Annotated in this window: 4 protein-coding genes; 2 read left to right on the plus strand and 2 right to left on the minus strand. The window is 23.5% G+C overall.

Features of this window, described 5'->3' with window-relative positions:
* Positions 1-169 precede the first annotated feature (169 nt).
* On the minus strand, positions 170-403 hold the full coding sequence (locus Q0H31_RS13080; protein WP_295298896.1) for a hypothetical protein: 234 nt from the start codon (positions 401-403) through the stop codon (positions 170-172).
* Positions 393-626 (minus strand): hypothetical protein, encoded by a 234-nt coding sequence (locus tag Q0H31_RS13085; RefSeq protein ID WP_295298899.1) that lies wholly within the window; start codon positions 624-626, stop codon positions 393-395. The genes Q0H31_RS13080 and Q0H31_RS13085 overlap by 11 nt, the downstream gene beginning before the upstream one ends.
* A gap of 147 nt (positions 627-773) precedes the next feature.
* On the opposite strand from Q0H31_RS13085, the gene Q0H31_RS13090 reads away from it, so the two are divergent.
* Positions 774-1,334, plus strand: coding sequence for a hypothetical protein (locus tag Q0H31_RS13090; RefSeq protein WP_295298901.1), 561 nt, complete (start codon positions 774-776; stop codon positions 1,332-1,334).
* Positions 1,327-1,671: a hypothetical protein gene (locus Q0H31_RS13095; protein WP_295298903.1), complete on the plus strand. Its 345-nt coding sequence runs from the start codon at positions 1,327-1,329 to the stop codon at positions 1,669-1,671. Before Q0H31_RS13090 ends, Q0H31_RS13095 begins: the two co-directional genes overlap by 8 nt.
* Positions 1,672-2,225: the final 554 nt, after the last annotated feature.

The raw sequence follows: 2,225 nt of genomic DNA on the forward strand, positions 1-2,225 counted from the left end.
TCAGCATCCTCAAGTTTACTATTTAATTCTTTCATGTATATATGATATTTAGCATGTCCTAATTCATGTCCTACGGTATTGCGAGATGCAGCTAAAGAAATATCTTTTATAGGAGTATAAAAATCTATTTCTGGATTACCCGTTTCTTTATTTATAGTTGTAAGAGCTCTTATATTAGGATTAAATTGTTTAAATTTTTTATCATAACCATAAGTATTTTTATCCCATAAAGGTATTTTATAGTCTTTATATAAATATTGGCTCTTTTACCCGCTGTTTCTTGTAATAAATTTCTAAACTTTAAACTCTGAGTATTCCTTGACACAGGCAATCCATATTGAAAAGAATCTTTTTCTAATTGTTTTTTATAATTCTTTTTACCAATTAAGTCTTCAATTTTCATTATTATATTTTAAAGCCTCTTCTTCAGTAGTAAATATATAAGGTATTCCTTTATTTTCTAATTTTTCAATCTTAACTCTCCAATCTTTCTCGCTACAACAAACAATTACACCGCCTTGTTTAACGAACCCTATAAGTTCCTCTTTGCGATTTATATATTCAATATCTTCCGCGTGTTCTCCTTCTATTTTCTTTTTATTAAAAAGTTTGTTAAATATATTCATTTGTTAATCCTTATATAATATAATAACATATAATTAATAAATTTAATAGGTATAATTCCGATGTTAATATAGATGCATATAGTAGTAATTATAATGTTATTCGTTATATTTTATTCTATTATAATTCCTATTATAGAATGGAGTAAAATGAATAATAAAAATCAGAAAGCAAAACACTCTATAGGAGTTTATATTATTATAATTATATCTATAATAATTTACTTTATTGGCTTTATATGGTATAATGAGGAAAGCAAAAGGATTTATAAAACTTCATTAAGCGGGATAACAAATATGTTTTATAACATAAACCTATTGGATACGAATAATATAATATCTAATCATAATTTTATTAATAATAGAATTCTATTTTTAGAGGAAAGAATAGCGCATTATCAAAATGATTCTAACCATTTTGCTTCCCTATGGTTAGCTTTACTATCGGTTTTATTTATAATAATTACAGGATTCAATTTATATAATTATAACAGTAATAATAAAAAAATAGAGAGAGATTTAGATTTATTAGATAAATTTAAAGAAAATGTAACAAAGTTTAAAGAAGAAATTGATGATATATCGGAAAGAGTAACATCGTTAAATATTGAATTGGGCGATAGGGAACTAAAAAAAGAGGCTAAAAATAGCGAAATAAAAACTAACTCTAATAAAATAAATCTAAATGAAAAGGATAATAAATATGTATAATAGGGATGCTAATTATTATAATAATATAGGCATATCGCAATTTCAAAAAAATAATTTTGAATCTGCTATATCTTCTTTTAGATTAGGACTATCTTTTGCTAAAAATCAAAATGATGGAAATTTTATTGATATTCTTAATTATAATTTAGCCGTTACTTATGAGAAATTAGGAGATGCATATAAAAATAAAGACGAATATTACTCAAGAGAATTATATAATCTTGCTTTTTCGCATATTAATAATTATTTAGATTCTGAAATTAAAGAAAAAGAAAGAAAAGATGAGGCATTAGAATTAAAGAATAGATTAATGCATAATCAATATGTAAATAAATAAAATCTGACTTATTTCTATTAATTAGATAATGTTTTATTAATATCTTTACAATATTGTTCTGTATCAAATTCGCTATAACTAATAATTTATCTAATTGTTTTACTCCCTTATTCTCTTTCCTTTTATCTCACAAGACACGAGCAATCACCAACCATTTTTTAATCTTTTTTATCATATCTATAAAAAATTTTTAAATATATTCATTTACAAGTCCTTAATATACGATTTATTATATAACAAATAATAGCCAATATCAACTAACTAATAGATAAAACTATACTATATAATAGTCGGTAAAAATAAAAAATATTATTTATATTTTCTTTTTTGGCGAAAGCTTGCATGATTTTTTTATTATTTTATACTATTATTAACAGGACCGCAGGGCTTGCCGTTAAGGCAGCTCACTCTGCGGACGGATAAAGCTATGATGGAAAATAGCGGAAAAAAATTGCCGTAAAATAAACTACCTAATTTAATTATATATAAATTGCATAATACTTTCAATATGTAAAACTATTTTTTATTTTCGGTATTTTTATTACAATTATTAT

The sequence above is a fragment of the uncultured Brachyspira sp. genome, from assembly GCF_934747485.1.
In the GTDB taxonomy this organism is placed as follows: domain Bacteria; phylum Spirochaetota; class Brachyspiria; order Brachyspirales; family Brachyspiraceae; genus Brachyspira.